The organism is Citrobacter sp. wls615 (assembly GCF_005281355.1).
Lineage (GTDB): Bacteria > Pseudomonadota > Gammaproteobacteria > Enterobacterales > Enterobacteriaceae > Citrobacter > Citrobacter werkmanii.
On the sequence record NZ_SZXM01000026.1, the window covers coordinates 232,780 to 255,100 of the forward strand.

21 protein-coding genes are annotated in these 22,321 nt (G+C 51.8%); 13 read left to right on the plus strand and 8 right to left on the minus strand.

From position 1 onward, the window contains the following. Positions 1–387 precede the first annotated feature (387 nt). From FDX04_RS09430 to ydhT, 6 genes are all read left to right on the plus strand, one after another. Positions 388–1,014 (plus strand): ferredoxin-like protein, encoded by a 627-nt coding sequence (locus FDX04_RS09430; RefSeq protein WP_038640293.1) that lies wholly within the window; start codon positions 388–390, stop codon positions 1,012–1,014. 112 nt (positions 1,015–1,126) lie between these two features. After that, positions 1,127–3,229 carry an aldehyde ferredoxin oxidoreductase gene (locus FDX04_RS09435; protein ID WP_038640295.1) on the plus strand — a complete coding sequence of 701 codons (2,103 nt, stop codon included), beginning with the start codon at positions 1,127–1,129 and terminating at the stop codon, positions 3,227–3,229. Positions 3,230–3,239: 10 nt separating this feature from the next. Beyond that, positions 3,240–3,905 carry a YdhW family putative oxidoreductase system protein gene (locus tag FDX04_RS09440; protein ID WP_042308733.1) on the plus strand — a complete coding sequence of 222 codons (666 nt, stop codon included), beginning with the start codon at positions 3,240–3,242 and terminating at the stop codon, positions 3,903–3,905. A 64-nt stretch (positions 3,906–3,969) separates the two neighbouring features. Next, positions 3,970–4,638, plus strand: a complete 669-nt coding sequence (locus FDX04_RS09445) for a 4Fe-4S dicluster domain-containing protein (RefSeq protein ID WP_042308731.1) — start codon at positions 3,970–3,972, stop codon at positions 4,636–4,638. After that, the gene (phsC, locus tag FDX04_RS09450) at positions 4,635–5,420 is read left to right on the plus strand and encodes a thiosulfate reductase cytochrome B subunit (RefSeq protein WP_137360060.1); all 786 of its coding nucleotides are present in this window, start codon (positions 4,635–4,637) and stop codon (positions 5,418–5,420) included. The genes FDX04_RS09445 and phsC overlap by 4 nt, the downstream gene beginning before the upstream one ends. Positions 5,421–5,423: 3 nt before the next feature. Next, entirely contained in the window at positions 5,424–6,236 is an 813-nt protein-coding gene (gene ydhT / locus FDX04_RS09455; protein WP_137365575.1) for a protein YdhT, read from the plus strand. 9 nt (positions 6,237–6,245) lie between these two features. Here ydhT and FDX04_RS09460 read toward each other — a convergent pair whose 3' ends face one another. The 4 genes from FDX04_RS09460 to FDX04_RS09475 are packed head-to-tail and all read right to left on the minus strand — an operon-like array spanning position 6,246 to position 9,351. Further along, positions 6,246–6,923, minus strand: coding sequence for an amino acid ABC transporter permease (locus tag FDX04_RS09460; RefSeq protein WP_061381430.1), 678 nt, complete (start codon positions 6,921–6,923; stop codon positions 6,246–6,248). Further along, positions 6,913–7,698: an amino acid ABC transporter permease gene (locus tag FDX04_RS09465; RefSeq protein WP_137349829.1), complete on the minus strand. Its 786-nt coding sequence runs from the start codon at positions 7,696–7,698 to the stop codon at positions 6,913–6,915. Before FDX04_RS09465 ends, FDX04_RS09460 begins: the two co-directional genes overlap by 11 nt. Beyond that, positions 7,698–8,516 carry an amino acid ABC transporter ATP-binding protein gene (locus FDX04_RS09470; protein ID WP_137370836.1) on the minus strand — a complete coding sequence of 273 codons (819 nt, stop codon included), beginning with the start codon at positions 8,514–8,516 and terminating at the stop codon, positions 7,698–7,700. Before FDX04_RS09470 ends, FDX04_RS09465 begins: the two co-directional genes overlap by 1 nt. 1 nt (position 8,517) lies before the next feature. Beyond that, entirely contained in the window at positions 8,518–9,351 is an 834-nt protein-coding gene (locus FDX04_RS09475) for an ABC transporter substrate-binding protein (protein WP_061381427.1), read from the minus strand. A 212-nt stretch (positions 9,352–9,563) separates the two neighbouring features. Between FDX04_RS09475 and FDX04_RS09480 the strand changes: the two genes are divergently transcribed. Further along, on the plus strand, positions 9,564–10,457 hold the full coding sequence (locus tag FDX04_RS09480; RefSeq protein WP_137370837.1) for a LysR family transcriptional regulator: 894 nt from the start codon (positions 9,564–9,566) through the stop codon (positions 10,455–10,457). A 52-nt stretch (positions 10,458–10,509) separates the two neighbouring features. Here FDX04_RS09480 and FDX04_RS09485 read toward each other — a convergent pair whose 3' ends face one another. Further along, positions 10,510–10,650, minus strand: coding sequence for a hypothetical protein (locus tag FDX04_RS09485; RefSeq protein ID WP_003832695.1), 141 nt, complete (start codon positions 10,648–10,650; stop codon positions 10,510–10,512). A gap of 332 nt (positions 10,651–10,982) precedes the next feature. On the opposite strand from FDX04_RS09485, the gene FDX04_RS09490 reads away from it, so the two are divergent. After that, on the plus strand, positions 10,983–12,464 hold the full coding sequence (locus FDX04_RS09490; RefSeq protein ID WP_042308718.1) for an APC family permease: 1,482 nt from the start codon (positions 10,983–10,985) through the stop codon (positions 12,462–12,464). Between the two features lie 19 nt (positions 12,465–12,483). On the opposite strand, the gene FDX04_RS09495 is transcribed toward FDX04_RS09490, so the two are convergent. Together FDX04_RS09495 and FDX04_RS09500 are read right to left on the minus strand one after the other, a co-directional pair. After that, positions 12,484–13,182: a cache domain-containing protein gene (locus FDX04_RS09495; RefSeq protein WP_137360064.1), complete on the minus strand. Its 699-nt coding sequence runs from the start codon at positions 13,180–13,182 to the stop codon at positions 12,484–12,486. A 24-nt stretch (positions 13,183–13,206) separates the two neighbouring features. Beyond that, positions 13,207–13,932: a FadR/GntR family transcriptional regulator gene (locus FDX04_RS09500; RefSeq protein ID WP_042308714.1), complete on the minus strand. Its 726-nt coding sequence runs from the start codon at positions 13,930–13,932 to the stop codon at positions 13,207–13,209. 314 nt (positions 13,933–14,246) lie between these two features. Here FDX04_RS09500 and FDX04_RS09505 point away from each other — a divergent pair, with 314 nt between their 5' ends. The 4 genes from FDX04_RS09505 to FDX04_RS09520 all read left to right on the plus strand — a co-directional run bounded on the left by FDX04_RS09505 (position 14,247) and on the right by FDX04_RS09520 (position 19,347). After that, entirely contained in the window at positions 14,247–15,674 is a 1,428-nt protein-coding gene (locus FDX04_RS09505; RefSeq protein WP_061381426.1) for a gamma-aminobutyraldehyde dehydrogenase, read from the plus strand. Positions 15,675–15,685: 11 nt separating this feature from the next. After that, the gene (locus FDX04_RS09510; RefSeq protein WP_137370838.1) at positions 15,686–16,159 is read left to right on the plus strand and encodes an ester cyclase; all 474 of its coding nucleotides are present in this window, start codon (positions 15,686–15,688) and stop codon (positions 16,157–16,159) included. An 83-nt stretch (positions 16,160–16,242) separates the two neighbouring features. Further along, positions 16,243–18,135: an FAD/NAD(P)-binding protein gene (locus FDX04_RS09515; RefSeq protein WP_137360067.1), complete on the plus strand. Its 1,893-nt coding sequence runs from the start codon at positions 16,243–16,245 to the stop codon at positions 18,133–18,135. Between the two features lie 3 nt (positions 18,136–18,138). Continuing rightward, positions 18,139–19,347, plus strand: coding sequence for a cytochrome c (locus FDX04_RS09520; RefSeq protein WP_137370839.1), 1,209 nt, complete (start codon positions 18,139–18,141; stop codon positions 19,345–19,347). 43 nt (positions 19,348–19,390) lie between these two features. Here FDX04_RS09520 and FDX04_RS09525 read toward each other — a convergent pair whose 3' ends face one another. Then, the gene (locus tag FDX04_RS09525) at positions 19,391–20,866 is read right to left on the minus strand and encodes a PLP-dependent aminotransferase family protein (protein WP_137370840.1); all 1,476 of its coding nucleotides are present in this window, start codon (positions 20,864–20,866) and stop codon (positions 19,391–19,393) included. Positions 20,867–20,972: 106 nt separating this feature from the next. On the opposite strand from FDX04_RS09525, the gene puuE reads away from it, so the two are divergent. Further along, positions 20,973–22,235 (plus strand): 4-aminobutyrate transaminase, encoded by a 1,263-nt coding sequence (gene puuE / locus FDX04_RS09530; RefSeq protein ID WP_137360070.1) that lies wholly within the window; start codon positions 20,973–20,975, stop codon positions 22,233–22,235. The last annotated feature ends 86 nt before the right edge of the window (positions 22,236–22,321 follow it).

Here is a 22,321-nt window from a genome sequence, read left to right on the forward strand (position 1 = left end):
AGAAATACACTCCGCTGTATATTTCGTTGTATATCGATTGATATATAAAAATATATTTGAGAGTGTAGTCACAAATATTTGCAAACCATATGAAATATTATTTCAACTTATCTTAATGATAATAAATCTCACTCCGCATTAATTACTTTCCTTCCGTTTTTTAATTGATGACGATCAAAACGACGATCCCTAAATAACCACATTATCTTTGTGCCTAACCCTAAAGGATTAGATTCATTCAGTTTAACCACCGTCATTTATACGATCAGGTTAGGGCAAATATTCACGTGTTGTTGGCAACATTAATGGCCGAATCGGCCAATCTGCGTGCAAAAATTAGCCTGGATGTGTTGCTGCTACTGCGTTTGCAAAGAGGATGCGAAATAAATGAACCAGGTTGATCGTCCATTTTTAGATTGTGGTTTAACGCGGCTGGAATTTTTACGTATATCCGGAAAGGGTCTGGCAGGACTGACCATTGCACCCGCGTTGTTATCACTTTTTGGTTGTAAGCAGGAAGATATCGACAGCGGTACAGTTGGCCTTATCAATACGCCGAAAGGGGTGCTGGTAACGCAGCGAGCACGCTGCACCGGTTGTCATCGCTGCGAGATTTCCTGTACCAATTATAACGATGGGGCCGTTGGCACCTTCTTTTCCCGCATCAAAATTCATCGTAATTACTTCTTTGGCGATGATGGCGTCGGGTCCGGTGGCGGACTGTATGGTGATTTAAACTATACCGCGGATACCTGCCGCCAATGCAAAGATCCGCAATGCATGAAGGTCTGCCCAATTGGCGCCATTACCTGGAAGCAGGAAGACGGCTGTATTGCCGTAGACCACAAACGTTGCATTGGCTGTAGCGCTTGTACCACAGCCTGCCCGTGGATGATGGCGACCGTTAACACGGAAACGAAAAAATCCTCAAAATGTGTGTTATGCGGGGAATGCGCCAATGCTTGTCCTACTGGGGCATTAAAAATTATCGAGTGGAAAGATATTACCGTTTGATAGAGGGCAGGCATGCCTGATACGCGTCATTAATTGCCAAAAATAGCGCAGTTTTGAATAAAAAACTGCCTGACGGGTATATCTATTAAACCTTCTTGCAAAGGAAAACATGATGGCTAATGGTTGGACAGGTAATATTTTACGGATCAATCTCACCACGGGTAATATCACCCATGAAGATTCCAGTAAATTTAAGAAATTTATCGGTGGGATGGGCTTTGGGTATAAAATTATGTACGACGAAGTCCCGCCAGGCACCATGCCTTTTGATGAAGGGAATAAACTGGTTTTCGCCACCGGGCCATTAACCGGCTCGGGCGCACCCTGTAGCTCCCGCGTCAATATCACCTCCTTGTCAACATTTACCAAAGGTAATTTAGTCGTAGATGCCCACATGGGCGGTTTCTTCGCCGCACAGATGAAATTTGCCGGTTACGATGCGATTATTATCGAAGGTAAGTCCGCATCGCCTGTTTGGATCAACATTAAAGACGATAAGGTCAGCATTGAAAAAGCCGATTTCCTGTGGGGCAAGGGCACGCGCGCCACAACCGAAGAGATTTGCCGCATTACCAGCCCTGAGACTTGCGTCGCCGCGATTGGCCAGGCGGGGGAAAATCTGGTACCGCTCTCCTGCATGATCAACAGCCGCAACCACAGCGGCGGCGCCGGTACTGGCGCGGTGATGGGCTCGAAAAATCTGAAGGCTATTGCGGTAGAAGGGACCAAAGGGGTCAATATCGCCGACCGCAAAGAGATGAAGCGGCTCAATGACTATATGATGACCGAGCTTATCGGCGCCAACAACAACCACGTTGTACCAAGCACCCCGCAGGCCTGGGCAGAATACTCTTCGCCAAACTCGCGCTGGACGGCCCGCAAGGGACTGTTCTGGGGAGCGGCGGAAGGCGGGCCAATCGAAACGGGTGAAATCCCGCCGGGCAACCAGAATACCGTCGGTTTCCGTACCTATAAATCCGTGTTCGATCTCGGACCTGCCGCTGAGAAATACACGGTAAAAATGAGCGGCTGTCATTCATGCCCCATTCGTTGTATGTCACAGCTCAATGTCCCGCGGGTGAAAGATTTTGGCGTACCGAGTACCGGTGGCAACACCTGCGTGGCGAACTTTGTGCACACCACCATTTTCCCCAATGGCCCGAAAGATTTTGACGATAAAGACGATGGGCGGGTGGTGGGAAACCTGATTGGTCTGAACCTGTTCGACGATTATGGCATCTGGTGTAACTACGGGCAGTTGCACCGTGATTTTACTTATTGCTACTCGAAAGGTGTTTTTAAGCGCGTACTGCCGGCGGAAGAGTATGCGGAGATCCGCTGGGATCAACTGGAAGCTGGCGATCCTAATTTTATTAAGGATTTTTACTATCGGCTGGCGCATCGCGTGGGGGAACTCAGCCACCTTGCGGACGGATCATATGCCATTGCTGAACGCTGGGATTTGGGCGAAGAGTACTGGGGTTATGCCAAAAACAAACTGTGGTCGCCGTTTGGTTTTCCTGTCCACCACGCTAACGAGGCTTCAGCGCAGGTTGGGGCGATCACCAACTGTATGTTTAACCGTGACTGCATGACGCATACCCATATTAACTTCATCGGTTCCGGTTTGCCGCTGAAATTACAGCGCGAAGTGGCGGGCGAACTGTTTGGTTCGCAGGATGCATACGACGAAACCAAAAACTACACCCCGATCAATGCCGCGAAGATCAAATATGCCAAATGGACGTTGCTGAAAGTCTGTTTGCATAATGCGGTCACGCTATGCAACTGGGTCTGGCCGATGACGGTTTCGCCGCTCAAGAGCCGTAATTATCGCGGAGATTTGGATCTGGAAGCGAAATTCTTCCAGGCAGTTACTGGCGATGAAACCACGCAGGCGAGTCTGGATCTGGCCGCTGAACGTATCTTTACCCTGCATCGCGCCTATACGGTCAAACTGATGCAAACCAAAGATATGCGCAATGAGCACGATCTCATCTGTTCCTGGGTGTTTGATAAAGATCCGAAGATCCCGGTCTTCACCGAGGGGACCGACAAGATGGACCGGGAGGACATGCGCCTGTCACTGACGATGTTCTATCAGGAAATGGGCTGGGATCCGGAACTGGGCTGCCCTACGCGCGAAACGCTGAATCGACTCGGACTTGAGGATGTGGCAGCCGATCTGGCGGCACAAGATCTGTTGCCAGCGTAAGGAACGCGAGATGACTAACGTGAGCAACGTTCAGGCACCCATTGAGGCGTTTCCTGATGAGGTAGATAGCCAAAAGAGACACTGGCTGCAGGCGCTACAGCTGCCTGCAGAACAGGTGAACGCGACGCAGGTTCAGGAACCTGCCAGCCCGGAGTCGATAGTGGCGGAGTTTATCCGCCAGCATTCAGCAGCGGGTCAATTGGTGGCACGCAGTGCCTTCCTGCAGCCACCATATTCGGTTCCTGAAACCGACCTTACCGTGTTGCTGGATACCCTGTGTCACGGTGCGAATGGGGCGGATATTACCTGTGTGCACGGCGCTGAAGAGGCATATTTCTTTTCAACGCAAACCATGACGGCAAACTACGCCAGCATGTGTGTGCAGGTGGTGGAAAACGACATCTGTCGCGCGATTGCCGAGGCGGTACGCTTCGACTGTCAAACGTATCCGCGCCCCTATAAGGTCGCGATGTTGACGCAACCGCCGTATAGCTTTGAATCTCAGCAGGTTGCAGCGGCGCTCTCGGCAATGGAAACGCACCCGGATTACGCAGATATACGCACTGTGGAATCGTCAAATGCGGAGCCTTATTTGTTTAGCGAACGTTTTATGAGTTATGGCAAAGCGTACGGCCTGTGCGAATGGTTTGAGGTTGAGCAGTATCAGAACCCCTGAATTCTTCAGGTTGATGTCATGGAATGTGTGGACGACCACTGTCACAGCATTAGAGGATAACCCGATGTCCTTCACCCGACGTAAATTTGTCATTGGCATGGGGACGGTGATTTTTTTTACCGGCCCAGGTCAAAGTTTGTTAGCAAGCCCCAGGAGCACTAAAGGCGTTCGTTATGTCATGATCCACGACGAATCTCTGTGTAACGGCTGTAATATTTGCGCCCGCGCATGCAGGAAAACCAATCATGTTCCTGACCAGGGCAGCCGTTTGTCGATAGCGCATATTCCGGTTTCGGATAACGACAACGAAACGCTGTATCACTATTTTCGTCAGTCCTGCCAGCATTGTGATGATGCGCCCTGTATCGAGGTCTGTCCAACCGGCGCCTCCTGGCGAGATGAGAATGGCATTGTGCGGGTAGATACGTCTTCGTGTATCGGCTGCAGTTACTGCATAGGCGCGTGCCCTTATCAGGTACGCTATCTCAATCCGCGCACCAAAGTAGCGGATAAATGCGACTTTTGCGCTGAATCACGTCTGGCGAAAGGTTTCCCTCCGATCTGTGTTAACGCCTGCCCGGAACACGCGCTGATTTTTGGTCGTGAAGATAGCCCGGAGATTCAGACCTGGCTGCGGGAAAACAAGTATTACGAGTATCAACTTGCAGGCGCCGGGAAACCCCATCTGTATCGTCGGTTCGGTCAACATTTGATTAAAAAGGAAAATGTATGAACGCGTCGCAGAATGCCGAACAGTTTCACGCCCAGCTTGCGCAATATGTCCCTATGTTTTCACCTGACTACTGGCCTGTGTGGTTGGTCATCGCCGGATTAATGCTGGTGGGAATGTGGCTGGTGCTGGCGCTACACGCCATGCTGCGCTTTCGTGCCGCGCATAAAGCGTCGGCAGGGCACGGTGAGAAGGTCTACTTATACTCGAAGGCCGTTCGTTTGTGGCACTGGTCGAATGCGCTGCTGTTTCTGCTTCTTCTGGTGAGTGGACTCGTCAATCACTTCTCGGCCGTCAGCGCGTCGGTGATGAAAAGCCTGCTCACTGTACACGAGGTCTGTGGCTTTTTGCTGCTCGCCTGTTGGATTGGTTTTGTCCTAATCAACCTGATTGGCGGTAACGGGCATCATTATATTATTCAACGTCAGGGCTGGATCGGACGAGCGCAAAGACAAACGCGTTTTTACCTGTTTGGCATTATGCAAGGAGAGTCACATCCATTCCCGGCATCAAAGCGTTCGAAATTCAATCCGCTACAGCAAGCAGCCTATGTTGCCGTGATGTATGGTTTGCTGCCGCTGTTGTTGATATCGGGTCTGTTATCGCTCTATCCGGCGGTTGTCGGCGATCTGTTCCCCGGCGTGCGTTACTGGTTGTTACAGGCGCACTTTGCGTTGGCAATAATCAGTTTGTTTTTTATTTTCGGGCATCTGTATCTTTGCACTACGGGGCGCACGCCGGGCGAAACCTTCAAGTGCATGGTGGATGGCTATCACCGGCATTAAGCGATGATGATTACGCGTGATGACTTACGGGCCTGGCGCGTTGGGCCCGTAATGTATCGCTGGTTTCTACGTACTTTTCCCGCCGGGGGAAGTTATGCCGATGTACATCGTGCGCTCCAGCGGGAAGGGTATATCGACTGGGCAAATAGTCTGGTGGAATATGGCTGGTCAAAATGGCGGGAAGAGGAGAGTTTTGTCCGGCAGGATATCCGGGCGATGGGAAATATTTCCCGCGTGCAAACGGTGGGGGAAACAGGTAGGCCGCTGGCGAGTGCGGAAGATAATGTCAGCTTTGGCTGTGCGGATGATAACGTTAAAATCGCCAGCGCCGGCTATGCCGCACAGATTGCCAGTGCAGGTTACAGCGTACGTATAGGCAGCGTAGGCTATAACGCGCATATCGGCAGCTCAGGCGATCGCGGACGAATTGCGGTCGCGGGAAATTCAGCGCGTATCAGTAGCGTGGGCGACGGGACGCGTATCGCCAGTACCGGCATGCGTGTACGCATCAGTGCACTGGGTGACAGAAACCGTATTGCCTGCAGCGGTGATTTAACCCAGCTAGCCTGTTTCGGCGCGGAATCGAAAATCGCCAATTGTGCAGATAATATCCATATTATTGCCAGCGGAGAGAACGCGGTTGTTGCCAGTACCGGTACTGTCGATTCGATTATACTCGGTCCTGGCGGATGCGCGGCGCTGGCCTATCATGATGGCAAAAGAATGCGTTTTGCGCTTGCGGTTGAAGGCGAAAATAATATTCGGGCTGGCGTGAAATATCGGCTCAACGAAGACCACCAGTTCGTGGAATGTTGAGCCTTGAGGTCATTTTAGCGCGAACCGTCGCTGGGTGATTTTTTCCAGGCTAAAGCACAGCAGGTAATAGACCAGTCCGGTAAAGATAAAAATGGCTGCCGGATAGATTTGCACCCGGCTATTAACCTGACCGGCAACCGTCGTGAGTTCTGGCACATTGACAATAAACGCCAGCGACGTGTCCTTCAGTAGTCCAATAAAAATCCCTGTCAATGACGGCATAGTGTTGCGCAGCACTTGCGGCAATAAAATAAGCCACAGGGCCTGGTACGGGCGAAAACCCTGCACCACTGCCGCTTCATATTGCCCACCAGGTAACGCGCTAATTCCGGCATACACCGAGTGCATCACCGAGGCGGCAGTGAACCATGCCAGTGCTAACGTCACGGTAACTGCGCCAGGCAGATCGCTTCCTGTCAGCATGGGGAGCAAATACCACATCCAGAAAATCACAAAGATTAACGGAATGCCGCGAATAAACTCGGCCCAGATAAACAGTCCTTTGCGAACCGCGCCCGGAAAACGCCAGGCGCAGCAGGCAAGAACTATCCCCCCGGGCAGTGCCAGCAATGCCGCGCCGATGGCCATCAGCAAAGTAAGTAGCACGCCGCCGGGTTGGCCTTCGGTCACGCGTCCCCACAGGAGATAGTCCAGATTGTCAGTAATGACCGAAATATTAGCGATCATGTGGGATGCTCCTGAAACTTAATGGACGCGTTCTTATCCTGAACTGTTTACCTGACGCAGATTTCGGACCAAGACGCGTAAGCAGCATGCCTAGCACGATGCCGATAAACAGATAGAGGGCTGTTCCAACGGCAAAGGCTTCCAGTGCATGCGCGTTATAGCTCTCAATTTGCCGCACCTGATAGGTCAACTCTGCAAATCCAATACCGCTGGCAAGCGAGGAGAGTTTCATCAGGTTGAGATATTGCCCAACGATCGGCTGCCATGCGTTCGCCAGCCCTTGGGGAAGGAGAATGTGACGAAAAACCGCCCAGGCGGAAAAGCCCTGAGCAATGGCCGCCTCGCGTTGTCCGGCAGAAACCGCCTGCAAACCAGAGGCAATCTCCTCGACCAAAAAGGCTGAAGTAAAAACACCCAGCCCCCAGGCAGAACAAAGAAACTCCGGCGTTAACCACCAGACGTCACCCGGCAGAACTGACCATGGGTGTTCAGCATTAATAAAGGTAATCACGTCACGGGGTAGCCAATTCCATGCGGCGAAATACCAGAACATCAGTTGCACCAGTAAAGGCGTGTTGCGAAACACTGAGACCCACATGCCGACCACCGCGGTGGCAATGCGATTGCCTGTCAAACGTAAGCCGAGTAGTAGGAGAGCAAAGAGAGTGGCAAGCGCGACGCCTGCCAGCGTCACCCATAGCGTGGTGAGAAAACCGGAAATTATCCATTGTAGAGGTTGCCCGCTCAGCACCCCCTGCCAGTCCATTAGATGCATTATAACGGTAACTCCTGGTGTAACGGGTCGAGCACTTTTTTCAGGAAACGCTGGGTTCTGGGATGTTGTGGGCGGGTGAAGAAATCCTCCGGCGAGGCGACCTCCAGTATATCGCCGCCATCAATGAATACCACACGATCGGCAATCTCACGGGCGAAGTGCATTTCATGAGTCACGACGATCATCGTGATACCGCTGTGAGCCAGATTTTTCATCACTTGTAACACTTCGCCGATCATTTCTGGATCCAGCGCGGAGGTGGGTTCATCAAACAAAATGATTTGTGGCGATGAAGCCAGCGCGCGGGCAATGGCAACGCGCTGTTGCTGCCCGCCAGATAACTGAGCGGCATAGGCATCGGCTTTCTCGAACAGTCCTACTTGATCCAGTAATTCGAGTGCCCGGCCTTTCGCCTCCGCCTTGTTCCAGCCGTGAACATATTCCAGCGCCAGCGCAATGTTTTGCAGCGCGGTCAGATGCGAATAGAGATTGAACTGCTGAAATACGAAACCGATACGGCTGCGTAACTGGCGTAATGCCGCTCCGCGCAACTGACTAATTGGTTTACCATCAATGAAAATTTCGCCACCGCTGAGCGACTCAAGCTGATTGATAAGACGTATAAGAGTGGATTTTCCAGAGCCAGAGGGACCCAAAATGGTCACCACTTCACCAGGTTCAACTGCCAGGCTGACACCGTTAAGTATGGTATGAGCGTCATACTGCTTAATCACATTGTGCAGTTTGACGCTTGCCTGACCCAATTGGGTAGAATCCGCAGCCGAAGCTGCGGAACGATGAAAAAGGGCTGAGAGCATATTACTTGGCTTCTATTTTAAAGGCGCGGGGCTGTGGGTTTTTGGTTTCAGGACCGAACCACACATCATAAATTTTTGCCGCCTGACCGGTAGACTCCAGCTTCAAGAGTTCATCGTTGACGGCTTTTAACAGAGCGGGTTCGCCTTTTTTTACCCCCACGCCGATCTCTTCTTTACTCAGCAGGTCCGGCAAAATTTTGAAATCTGCTTTATCCGGCGCACCGCTTAACAAGCCCGCCAGAATTGTACTGTCCTGGGTGATGGCCTGCACATTACCGTTGCGTAATGCGGTTAATGCCAGGGGAATATCGTCATAGGCCAGTACACGCGACTGCGGGAAGCGCTGATGTAACGCCTGCTCACCGGTAGTCCCTTTTACCGCGCCGATTCGCGCTTTGCCGTATTCATCTAGCTTGTCCGGAGATTTTGCCGGTACAAGGAACTGCTGGCCGGTGACAAAATAGGGCACTGAGAAATCGATCACCTGTGCGCGCTCAGGTGTGATCGTGATATCCGCTACGATTAAATCGGCTTTACCGGATTGTAATAACGGAATACGGTTGGCCGGATTGGTGGCTACCAACTCCAGTTTTACCCCCAGGGATTTGGCCAGCGCTTCGGCAAAATCGACGTCGTAGCCGACAATCTTATGCGTTTTTGCATCAACTGAACCGAACGGCGGATTGGCGTCGAATGTCGCCACTTTGACTACGCCTGCGGCTTTGATATCGGCCAATTGGTCGGCCTGAGCCTGCGAAACGCTAATGCCAGAGGCCAGTAGCACGCTGAGTGCCAGAAGTGTTTTTTTAGCGCTGTGAATTTTCGTTGCCATCATTGTATGAAATCCCTGTAGTTTTTGGTTTGTGCTTTTTACGCTCCCATAACTTACGATTCAGACAAAATAAGAAAAAATTCTTATCTATATACAAAATGTTATTAGTGAAAGGGGGGAGATCAGGAGTGATGTGCGCGAACGTTCACAAACGCTACGTGATTACCCTCATGACCTGTACCATACGTCAATAAAATTAATGGCTGGGGACAAGCATGCTGCGTGATAATTTTAACGATCTTTATTACCTCATTATCGTCGCCCGCGAGCGGAGTTTTACGCGGGCTGCGGCAAAGCTTGGGGTCTCGCAGTCAGCGTTAAGCCATGCGATACGTGGACTCGAAGAGCGGCTGGATGTACGACTCCTTACCCGCACCACGCGCAGCGTCGCGCCGACTGAAGCCGGAGAACGGCTCATCAACAGTATCAGTCCGCGTTTTGATGACATTGAAACGGAACTGCTGGCACTAACCGACATCCGTCAGCGGGTGGCGGGTAACATTCGCCTTACCTTGGGTGAACATGCGTTGCAATCGACTGTCTGGCCCGCGCTGGCGCCTTTTTTGCAGACTTATCCTGAAGTGAAAGTGGAAATGACCCTCGACAACAGCCTGACGGATATTGTGGCTGGCCGTTATGACGCGGGTATTCGTCTCGGCGAGCAGGTGGCAAAAGATATGGTTGCTGTCAGAATTGGCCCGGACTGGCGCATGGTGGTGGTCGGTTCACCCGCTTATTTTGCCCGCTACGGTAAACCACTCACCCCACACGATCTGCAAAACCATAACTGCATCAACATGCGTATGCCGACGTTGGGCGGGCTATATGCCTGGGAATTTAGCAAAGGCGGACAAGATTTGCGCGTGCGGGTTGAAGGGCAGCTTATTTTTAACAATCTCCCCCCGCGGATTAGCGCAGCGATTGCCGGGATGGGGCTGGCATTTGTGCCGGAAGACACTGTCGAACAGGCGGTGACTGACGGTGCGCTGGAAAAAGTACTGGAGGACTGGTGCGAACCTTTCCAGGGCTATTATATGTACTACCCCAGCCGTAGGCAGCACACCGCCGCCTTTGCCCAATTGATTGCGGCTTTACGGTATACAAGCTGAAGTGGGAAGGGTTAGCAGGCGATAAAAAACCGGCATTGCGCCGGTTTGGAAATCAGATTTTGCAGGCGTCGCCGCAGTCATTATCAGCAATAATTTCCTGCGCTTTCTTATCAGCATCTTCCAGACGTTCAGCATTACGCTCTTGCGCTTCTTCCAGTCCATCAAAGACCAGATTATCGAGATCAATTTCCATCATTCACCTGCTCAGGTTCAGCGTTTAACATCACACTATTATATTGCAAAAATGTTGCTTAACAGCAGCGATTATTGCTACTTAGCCCCGAACTTAAATCAGATGCGCATATTTTTCTGGCAGCGTGGCCCACAGATGGCGGCTGTGAAGATCTGCTGGTCGTAAATACTGCTAAATGCCAGCGCTTTCTACCGTTTTATCTTCACTTTTCCATTAACGTGATGTGCGATCATTTTTAACAAATATGCGACAAAATCACTATACATATAACTTAATATCTTTTATACATTTATTGTTCAACCCTGCGACTATTCCACAAAAGAGAAAGATATATGGAACAGACACCTGATAAGAAAAACGATAATTTTCAAAAAGATGGCAAAGAACAGTTCAATCGCTCAATCGGTTTAATTTCAAACTTCGCGTTGGGTTTTACCTACCTTTCGCCGCTCACGGCCGTCTATTCGCTGTTTGCGCTGGCCGTAACGCTGGCGGGGCCGCCCGCAGTATGGTGGATTTTAATCGTCGCATGTGGCCAGCTTTTAGTGGCGTTGGTGTTTGGTGAGGTCGCATCCCAGTATCCGATAACCGGTGGGTTGTATCCTTGGGCGAGAAGATTATGGGGCAAGAAATATGCCTGGATCGCCGCCTGGATTTACCTGTGGGCGCTGGTGGTCACCATTACGTCAATTGCGGAATATACCTCGACGTTTGTTGAGTCGCTGTTCCACTATGGCCAAACGCCTGCCACCATGTTGCTGACGTCTGTCCTGCTACTGCTGTTGATGATGGCTGTTAATATGTCCGGGACCAAAAACCTGGCCAGGGTCGCCAAAATTGGCTTCTGGTGTGAAATTGTCAGCGTGATTGCGCTGGGAATTTATCTGTTGATCTTTCATCGTTCGCAGCCTTTCTCCGTCATTTTTGACTCGATGGGCGTGCTGGCTCAGGACGGAAGCTACTCCACCGCATTTATGTCTGCCGCGCTGATGGGGCTGTTTATGTTCTTTGGCTTTGAAGCCTGCGGTAACGTAGCGGAAGAGGTGCAGAACCCGAGCAAAAAGATCCCGGTCGCGATGATTTTAAGCATCGTATTTGGCGCGATTTCCGCCATCATTTCCGTGATGGGTTATCTGCTGGCTTCACCGAATCTGGTCAGTATCGTGAATGGTAAAACGTCCGATCCAATCCCCGCCATTCTCAATGAAGCCTTGGGGGAAACAGGCGCAACTATCTTTATCATCGTCGCGATTGTGGCGATGTTATCGTGCATTTTGTCTCTACAGGCTGCGTTAAGCCGTCTCATTTTTTCTTTCTCCCGCGACAGAATGCTGCCGGGAAGTGAATGGATGTCCAAAATCTCGAAAAACGGCGTTCCGGATAATGCGATGGTCGTCAGTTGCCTGCTGCCGGTGATCATCTGCGTTTGGGTCTATTTCCAGCCAGACAACCTGTCGCGTATTACCGCGTTTGCCGTAATCGGTATCTATATCTCGTTCCAGATGGTCGTGCTTGCTGCGTTACGTCAGCGTCTGAAGGGCTGGAAACCGGCCGGGGAGTGGACCATTGGCGGTTGGGGCGTGATTGTAAACGTACTGGCCTTAGCCTATGGATTATGTGGGATCTGGTTGCTGGCCCAACCGGCAGATAGCAGCGACTTCATTGACCGTTGGACAGTGCTGTTCGGACTGGCGATTGTAGTTGGGTCGGGGCTTATCTATATGTTCCTGACCCGACCGTTTGGCCGCTCTGCGGCGCCGGAAAATGATGCTATTGCTTACGCCAATAAGCTCAATATGGGGCAGGATAACTAAAACAAGGGCCTTCGGGCCCTTAGTTTTGATAGTGATAAAGGATAAAGTAGTCGCTCTGATATACCACGGTGCTGTTGGCGGGTGACAGTAACTCCCCCACGCGAAAGCGAGGCCAACTGGAGAAGATAATCCTGTTTTCCAGATTGGTCAGTATGACGTAGTCAGGATGAGCGCAGGAGAGCAGTTCGGCTTCGATTTGGCTGACCAGCAGATCGACGGCGGCGACGCCGAGGAACTGATCGTTGTAGTAGACCGGCACTGCCGAAGTCAGGGTATAGGAGATATTGCAGATATAATCGACGTACGGGCCGTGGATATAAGCTTTCCCTGCCGGTGGCGAATGTTTAAACCACTCGAAGGTTCTGAAATCCAGTCGTTGTTGCGTGGCCTGATCCAAATCGAGGTGAGCCTGGCTCAAACCATTATCTTTCTTATACCACCACTCCAAAAGCCAATACTCTTTGGTGGTGGTAGTGCTCTCTATATGGCTGGCAAATCCGGCTCCAGAGCAGTAATGGTTGTCATTGAGCGTGCGCTTAATATGCTCTTGAACGGTGGATCTCACAGAGGGATCGAGGACAACCTCGGCTGAAGCTTTCTGTATTCCGGCAATCGCCTCATGGATGCTCCTCGCCAGCGCCACGGTAGAATCTACGGTAGAGACGGTAATATCATCAATTTTATGGATTAATGCGCTTAAGGATGTCGAAGAGCTCATTGTCTGTCCTGCCTTCACGGGTTGTCAGTTCGAGTTATATTTCAGCTTTTTTTCGATAAGGTAATAGGTAAAGGTGTCGATGATCCGCGTGGCAAGCTGTACTGATTCCGCCTCGTTGTGGGCTGCCAGCGCATCGGCCAGCGCTGAATAAAGCGCGATAATTTCGGCATGAATGCTGTCCGTGCGATAGAGGATCGCCACCAGCGATGCCCATTCAGCTTGCACCTGAAGCTCCTGGTTCGCCAGCCGTGCCGAATGTGAACTGGCGGCTATCGCCAGCAGGCATCGCATATCGGCCTGGGTCATCAGCTCAGGTGATTTTGCCTTTCTAAGCACCTCAACAAACTCGCGAAATTTGGCGATATCCGCGCCAGTCATTCGTCTGGAAGCAAGTCTTGCGCTATGGCTAATGATGGCGCAATGCATTTCCCCCAGATCCGAAAGATAATCGGTACTGATCGCTTTGAACGGATGCAGAGGGCTATTTTTGCCATCGATATTTTCGCAAACGAAGCTGCCACCATTACGACCACGAACAGTATGGATAAGATTATTAGCCCGAAGCGTGTTTAGCGCTTCTCTGATAGTGATATGTGAGACACCCATCATCTTTGCCAAATCAGTTTCGTTGGGAAGCTGTTCTTTCGGCTCCAACAATCCCGTGATAATAGCGTTTGAAAGGCGTTGCACTATCTGGTCTGAACGACTGACCTGCCCGATAGGCGCAAATATGACCGCGTGAGTAATCATAATCTTTTCTGCACTCAATTCCCTGAAACAACGACCCTTTCTAACACATGCCCGCTGGGCAAGGAAGGTAAGAATGGCCGCGTTATTTTACATGCCCATGCGCAAAATCTGCCGCACAGACGGATGTGTGTTCCGATAACCTCTGGAGCCGCGCGCGCCGCGTCAGCTACCAGTGGCAAGCTTTACCCTGAATAATGTAAAAAATAAGTTAAAAATGCGAGGCTTATCATAGTGTCAATGTTGCGTATTTGAAAAGTTTTTACAATATATATATTACATAAGATTCTTTATGTATTAATGAGCGGGAGACAGGCATGAAAACCCTGAAGCATTTTATTAATGGGCAATATGTAGCAGGCGGCAGCGAAGAGACCTTCGAACTGGTGAGTCCGGTTGACGGTGAAACGTACGCATTATCTCCTAATGCCAGCGCGGCAGAGGTGGAGCAGGCCTACTCTGCAGCTGAAGCGGCGTTTAGCATCTGGAGAAAATCGACACCGGCCCAGCGACAAATAGCGTTATTGCGCCTTGCGGACGAAATAGAACGCAATGTGGAGCGACTGGTCAATGCCCAAAGCCAGGAGACCGGTCAGCTTCGCCATTTTATTGAGAAGGAAGAGATCGCGGCATCCTGCGATGCCATCCGTTTTTTTGCCGGGGCTGCACGTTGTCTTGAAGGCAAGGCAGCAGGCGAATATTCCGCTGGATATACCTCGACTATTCGCCGGGAACCGCTGGGCATTGTCGGGCAAGTTACGCCGTGGAATTACCCGTTTATGATGGCGGTATGGAAGATTGCGCCGGCACTGGCTGCAGGTAACACGGTAGTGTTAAAGCCAAGCGACACCACGCCAGTCAGTACGCTGCTGTTGGCGGAACTGGCGGCGCCCTTGTTCCCGAGAGGGGCATTTAACGTGGTTTTAGGCAAAGCCAGTACCGGTTCTCTGGTGGTCTCAAACCCGAAAGCCTCACTGGTTTCGATTACCGGTTCGGTCCGTGCAGGTCTGCAGGTTGCGGCCTCGGCAGCGGCGAACCTGACCCGGGCGCATCTGGAATTAGGTGGGAAGGCGCCCGCGGTGGTATTTGCCGATGCGGATATGGACAAGGCGATTGCGACGATTGTCACGGCTGGCTTTTTCAATGCCGGGCAGGACTGCACGGCGGCCACGCGTATTCTGGTCGAACAGTCCGTCTACGCTGAATTCCTGGGAAAACTGGTACAGAAAACAAAGAGTATTAAATTTGGGCCGCCAGAAGATCAGGATGCATTGTATGGCGCTTTGAATAGCCGGAATCAACTCGAGCAAGTGAAAGGCTTTATTGAGCGTTTACCGGCACATGCAAAAATTGAGACCGGCGGGCGCGCCGGATCTGGCCCAGGCTTCTATTTTGAGCCGACGATCGTCTCTGGTCTGCAACAGCACGATGAAGCTATCCAGCATGAAGTATTTGGTCCAGTAATGACTATTCAGTCGTTTTCTGGCGATGAAGATGCATTACTTAAGGCCAATGATGTGGAATATGGTCTGGCGGCGAGCGTCTGGACCAGCAATCACAGTCGCGCGCAGCGCTTCAGCATTGACCTTGATTTTGGCACGGTATGGATTAACAGCCATATTCCCCTGTGCGCCGAAATGCCACACGGCGGCTTCAAAAAATCGGGTTATGGCAAAGATCTCTCATCCTATTCGCTCGAAGAATACACTCGGGTGAAACATATCATGTGCGACATTTCTGAATAGAGAGGGTGGTGATGAAAACATTAAAAGTGGCGGTGCTTTCATTGGTGATGCTCTCGGGCTATAGCCTGGCAGAAAGTCCCTCGCTGAATACCGTGAAAGAGTATATGGCGGCGTGGAATGCGCATGATGCTTCGCGAGCGGCTCAATATCTTGCAGATGATGCAGTCTATTATGATGCCGCCGCGGGAGAACCGATTACCGGCAGGGAAAAAGCAGAAAAAGAAGTTATTGGGGCCTTTATTAAGGCGGTCCCGGATCTGACCTGGAAAATGATCGGCAAACCCGTTTATGACGAGGATACCGTGGCTTTTCGTTGGCAGTTCTCAGGAAAAAATAGTGGTGAATGGGCAGGGAGTCCACCGACAAATAATCTGATAAAATTTGAAGGTGTCAGCTATATTCATGTTAAAGCAGGAAAAATCACCTGGCAGGGTGATTATTATGATTCTAAAAAACTGGATGAAGAATTAAAGCCAGTGAAATAGATGGCGATCCCCCTTTTTGTTGAGGAGGGAATACCTCTTATTTGTGTCGTGTTAAGGGCAGTGTAGCAATAAGGAAAAAAGTAATGGCAATTACCAGACGTGATTTTCTCAACGGCGTCGCGGTGACCGTTGCGGCGGGGCTTACCCCGCTGGAATGGGTCAGGGCGGCAGGGAAGGAAAACGCATTTATAGATGGAAGTTATTATCCGCCTGCGCTGACGGGGCTGCGGGGCAATCATCCGGGATCGTTTGAAATGGCGCATGCCGTGGGCCGTGAGCATAAACATTTTGATTTAAACGCTCTGCCTATTGAGGAAGAGTACGATCTGGTGATTGTGGGCGGCGGTATCAGCGGCCTGGCTGCCGGTTGTTTTTGGCGTCAACTTGCCGGGCAAAATAGCCGGATTCTGATCCTCGATAATCATGACGATTTTGGGGGGCATGCCAAACGGAACGAGTTTACCAGCTCGGGCAAGAAACTACTCGGCTATGGCGGCAGCGAAGCATTCCAGTCGCCTGCGCATAATTTCAGTCCGGAAGTGCAAAAGCTGATGGAAACCGTGGGCGTCAGCGTCACGCGGTTGAAAGAGAGTTTTGACGTAAACTTCTATCCCGACTGGCAGCTCAGTCGCGGCGTTTTCTTCGATAAAAAGAATTTTGGCGAAACAAAAATCGTCAGCGGCGATCCGGGACGGGCGGTATCTGATGATATTCCGCCGGACAGACTGAATGGACGCAAGATCGAAGACTTTATCAATGATTTTCCGCTAAGCGAAAACGACAGAAAAGCGTTAATCGATCTGCATGTACGTCCTGCGGACTACCTTCCCGGTATGACGGTTGATGAGAAAACTGAATGGCTGGATACCCACAGCTACAGCGAATTTCTGGCGAAAAAAGTCGGTTTGAGCAAAATGGCGTTGCTCTATTTTCAGCAGCGTTCTAACGACTTCTTTGCCATCGGCATTGAAGGGATTTCCTGTAGCGATGCCCGGGCGTGCGCCTTACCGGGTATGGAAGCGCTGGGATTACCCCCGCTGGATGGAGAGTCGCTGGCCGACCTCGAAGAGCCGTATGTTTACCATTTTCCGGATGGAAATGCCGGTCTGGCCCGACTGCTGGTCAGGTATATGCTACCGGATGCGCTGCCGGGCACCACCATGGAGGACTCGGTCCTCGCCAGACTGCATTATGAAAAACTGGACCTGCCGGAAAACACCACGCGTCTGCGCCTGAACAGCACGGTGATTAACGCCGCCAACGTGCCGGATGGCGTTGTTGTCAGCTATCTGCGCGACGGTAAAATGCATCGCGTTCGTGGTAAGAACACCATTATGGCGGGTTATAACATGCTGATTCCGTATCTGGTGCCAGAGATGCCGGAACAGCAGCAGGCGGATCTCAAACTTAACGTGAAAGCGCCGCTGGTATACACCAACGTGGTGGTTAAAAACTGGCAGGCATTTAAACAGCTTGGCGTGCATGAATTTTACTCTCCGGCAGCACCTTACAGCCGGGTTAAGCTCGACTATCCGGTCAGCATTGGCGGGTATCAACACCCAGCCTCACCGGACGATCCGATGGTGATTCATATGGTCTACGTCCCCACGTATCCTGGCAGTAACCTCTCGGCCAGAGAGCAGTTCCGGCTGGGGCGGGCCTATTTGCTGGGAACGACATTTGCGGCGCATGAAGAGATGATTCGCGCCCAGTTGCAGGAGATGTTTGGCGCAACAGGCTTTGATAATCAACGCGATATTGCCGCCATTACGGTTAACCGCTGGGCGCATGGCTATGCCTATTACCCTAACTCGTTGTTCGACGACATGGACAAAATGCCCGAGATTATCGAGCGGGCGCGCAAGCCAGTTGGTCGTATTGCCATTGCTAACTCCGATTCTGACTGGGGGGCTTATGCTCATACGGCGATCGATCAGGCATGGCGAGCGGTTAATGAACTCAAGGAGATGGGGTGATCTATGCGTAATGTAACCGTTCTTGCTGCCTGTTTATTTACCGCCACGGTTTCTGCGGCTGAAACTCATGGCGAATACATCGCGAGGATTTCTGACTGCGTAGCCTGTCACACGACGGAAGGTGGCGCGGCGATGGCCGGGGGCAAAAAGTTTCCCACTCCACTAGGGGATATTTATTCGACCAATATTACTCCAGATAAGAAGCAGGGGATTGGTAGCTACTCATACGAGGATTTTGAAAAGGCGGTCCGTCAGGGGATTGCCAAAGATGGTCATCCGCTCTATCCGGCTATGCCTTATCCCTCTTACGCGAAACTTTCTGACGAGGATGTTCAGGCGCTGTACCGCTATTTTATGCATGACGTCACGCCGTCGGCACAACCCAATAAAGAGAATGCCATTCCGTGGCTACTCTCCGCCCGCTGGCCGCTGCATATCTGGAACTGGTTGTTTACCGACGCGCCAGAGACGGCTGCTGCGAGCGCGAAAACGGATGAAAATGCGGCCCTGGTGAAACGAGGCGCTTATCTGGTGGAAGGCCCGGGACACTGCGGTTCATGCCATACACCGAGAGGTGTGGCGATGAACGAAAAAGCGTATAGCAATGCCGATCCCGAGTATCTGAGCGGCGCGATGATCGACGGCTGGTATGCACCGTCGTTGCGGGGCACCGGAATGTCGGAGTTGGAGTTAAAATCGCTGTTGCTGACCGGTAAAAGCAAGCATGCCGCGGTTTCTGGTTCGATGGCTGAAGTCGTTACTCAAAGTACACAGTATCTGACGGACGAAGATGCCACGGCGATCGCACAATATCTGCTGAGCCTGAAAAGTACGAAGCCTGAAGCGGGGCGTAGCGCAGCGACTACGACATCCTGGTCGAATTCAGCCGAGGCGGGCAAAGTGACCTATAACCGCTACTGCTCAACGTGTCACGGTCTGGAAGGCAAAGGTACGGATGATAATGCACCTTCGTTGATCCACAATCCGCTGGTGATGGTGGATGACCCGACGCCGCTGTACAGAGTGATTGCCTATGGCGCAGAAACACCGACAACACGGGGCAGCGTCTCCTTTAAGATGCCAGCCTACAACGGTATGTTAAGCGACAACGAAATGCGCGACGTAATTAACTACGTGCGTAAAAGTTGGGGGGAAGGGAATGGTGAAGTAAGCCAGGAGGATCTGGCTGGCGTTAAAAAAGCGTCACATTAAACAGCATGCCGGATAAGGTGCGAGCACCGCTATCCGGCAGTGCTTATACGGCGTTTTCCCTGATAATCGTCGCGAGTCGGGTAAACGCCGCCGCCATTTCATGTTCTTCAATACTGGCAAACCCCAACAGCAGGCCGCTGCATTTCTCTTCATTCACGTAGTAACGAGACAGCGGACGCACCAGCAGATCTTGCGCATTCGCTTGCCGGGCTATGGCGACGTCATCACTTCCGGCGGGTAGCTGTAAAATCATATGCAGCCCGGCGTTGCTGCTGAAGGAGCCAAGATATTGCTCACCAAGTTGGCGGGTAATAAGTTCCACCAGCATCTGGCGACGACGACTGTACAGCTGGCGCATTTTTCGAATATGCGCCGCGTAGTATCCCTCGCGGATAAACTCCGCCAGCGCGGCCTGAATCAATAAATGTCCGCCGCGATAGAGGTCGTTATGAACCTTTTTTAGCGGCGCGGCTAGCGGTTTGGGCAGTACCACATACCCGAGTCGCAGTGCGGGATAAAGGGTCTTGCTGAATGTTCCGATGTAGATAACCGGCGTCTCTTCCTCCAGTCCCTGTAATGACGGAATAGGCTGCCCGGAAAAGCGAAACTCGCTATCGTAATCATCTTCTATTATCCAGCTTCGCGTTTCGCGGGCGCGCAAGAGAAGCTGTTGCCGACGGCTCAGACTCATTACCGAACCGAGCGGATACTGATGTGACGGTGTCACAAAAATCAGTTTCGGTGCGGGTTCTGTTGGGCCTGGCGGAATCATACCTTGCTCATCAACCGGGATTGCCGAAAAGTTTACCGCGTTGATGCGTAGAATGTTTTTTATCCCCCAATAGCCTGGCTCTTCAATCCAGGCACTGTCACCCGGATTGCACAACGCACGCGTTACCAGATCCAGCGCCTGGTGAATACCTTCAGTAATCAGAATTTGATCAGGCGAACAACGTACACCCCGGGCGGTGCGCAGATAGTCTGCCAGCGCTTCTTTCAATTCACTCACCCCGCCTACGGCATCGTAAGTGAGAAACTCCGGGCGCAGTCGCCTTGCCAGCCGATCCTGGATTTTTTTGAGCACCCGGTGAGGAAAATGCTCAACATCAGGCACGCCAGGAATAAAGGCTCCCCATTGCCGGGGACTGGCGCTGGCATGCCCCAGCAGTTCAAGGCAGCGGGCAGATAAGCGGGTGTGATCCTCAAGCGCAACAGCCACTGGCTCTTTGTTGGGGCGTAGATCGAGATTGTCGAGCACGCTGTCGGTAACAAAGGTGCCGCTGCTGGTGCGCGCAGAGATATAGCCTTCGGCCTGCAACTGCTCGTAAACCCGCAAGACGGTGTTACGCGATAACGTCAGTTCGCCCGCCAGATCCCGTGAGGGAGGCATGCGGGTAGCCGGTTTCAGGCTGCCCTCAAGGATGCAACAACAAATGGCGGCATACAGACGACGATGCAGTTTTTCATCTGTCTGCTGGCTAAATGCTTGCTTGATCACATCTCCGGCAAGTGAACGCATTTGGATCCTTAAAATAAAACGATTTGGCTCTCGATTAAAGTACCAGATGGCGTCTAAATTTAAAGGGTAATTCAACTGAAATGTAGTTATGGACAAGGTGTAGCGAATGAACAATAAAAACCTGCAACAACGTCGTCTGGATGCCACCCCGCGTGGCGTGGGTGTCATGTGTGACTTTTACGCCCAGTCGGCAGAAAACAGCACGATTACCGATATTGAAGGCAATCAGTATATTGATTTTGCCGCCGGGATTGCCGTGCTCAACACCGGGCACCGTCATCCTCGTCTGGTGCAGGCAGTCGAAGCCCAACTGCAGGCTTTTACCCACACGGCTTATCAGATTGTACCGTACGAAAGCTATGTGTCTCTGGCTGAGAAAATCAACGCCGTTGCGCCGATTGACGGTAAACGCAAAACCACATTCTTCACTACCGGCGCTGAAGCCGTGGAAAATGCGGTAAAAATCGCCCGCGCGCATACCGGTCGTCCCGGTGTTATCGCTTTTGGCGGCGGTTTTCATGGACGGACTTACATGACGATGGCGCTGACCGGCAAAGTAGCGCCTTATAAAAAAGGGTTCGGCCCGTTCCCTGGTTCCGTTTACCATGCGCCATATCCTTCTGAGTTGCAGGGTATCTCCACGGCGGATTCGCTAAAAGCGATTGAACGCCTGTTTAAAGCCGACATCGATCCAACCCAGGTTGCGGCGATTATCTTCGAACCGGTCCAGGGCGAAGGGGGCTTCGTGGTGGCGCCATCGGAGTTTGTTGCCGGGATCCGCCGTATCTGTGATGAGCATGGCATCGTGATGATTGCCGATGAGGTGCAAAGCGGTTTTGCGCGTACGGGGAAACTGTTTGCGATGGATCACTACGCCGACAAAGCGGACCTGATGACGATGGCGAAAAGCCTGGCGGGTGGGATGCCGTTGTCTGGGGTGGTAGGCAAAGCAGACATTATGGATGCGCCTGCGCCGGGTGGGTTGGGTGGTACTTACGCCGGCAACCCGTTGTCGATTGCGGCGGCTCATGCGGTACTGGATATTATTCGTGATGAGCAGTTGTGCCAACGGGCAGCGGCTCTCGGTGAACAACTGCGCGCCACCCTGACTGACGCGCAAGGATGGTGTCCTGAACTGGCCGAAGTGCGCGGCTTAGGTTCAATGGTTGCTGCTGAATTTTGTGATGCAGCGACGGGCGAGCCCAGCGCTGCCGTCGCGCAACGCGTGCAGAAGAAAGCCCTTGAGCAGGGATTGCTGCTGTTAACCTGTGGCCAGTACGGTAACGTTATTCGTTTCCTTTACCCGCTGACAATTCCGCAGGATCAGTTCGCCAAAGCGCTCGAAATCATTAAAGCTGCGACGAAATAGTTAGCCACTCAGTATCAACGAAAGCCGACGGTAGTCATTGCCGTCGGCTTTATTTTTGCCAACATAAATTGATCTTCCTCGTCTGC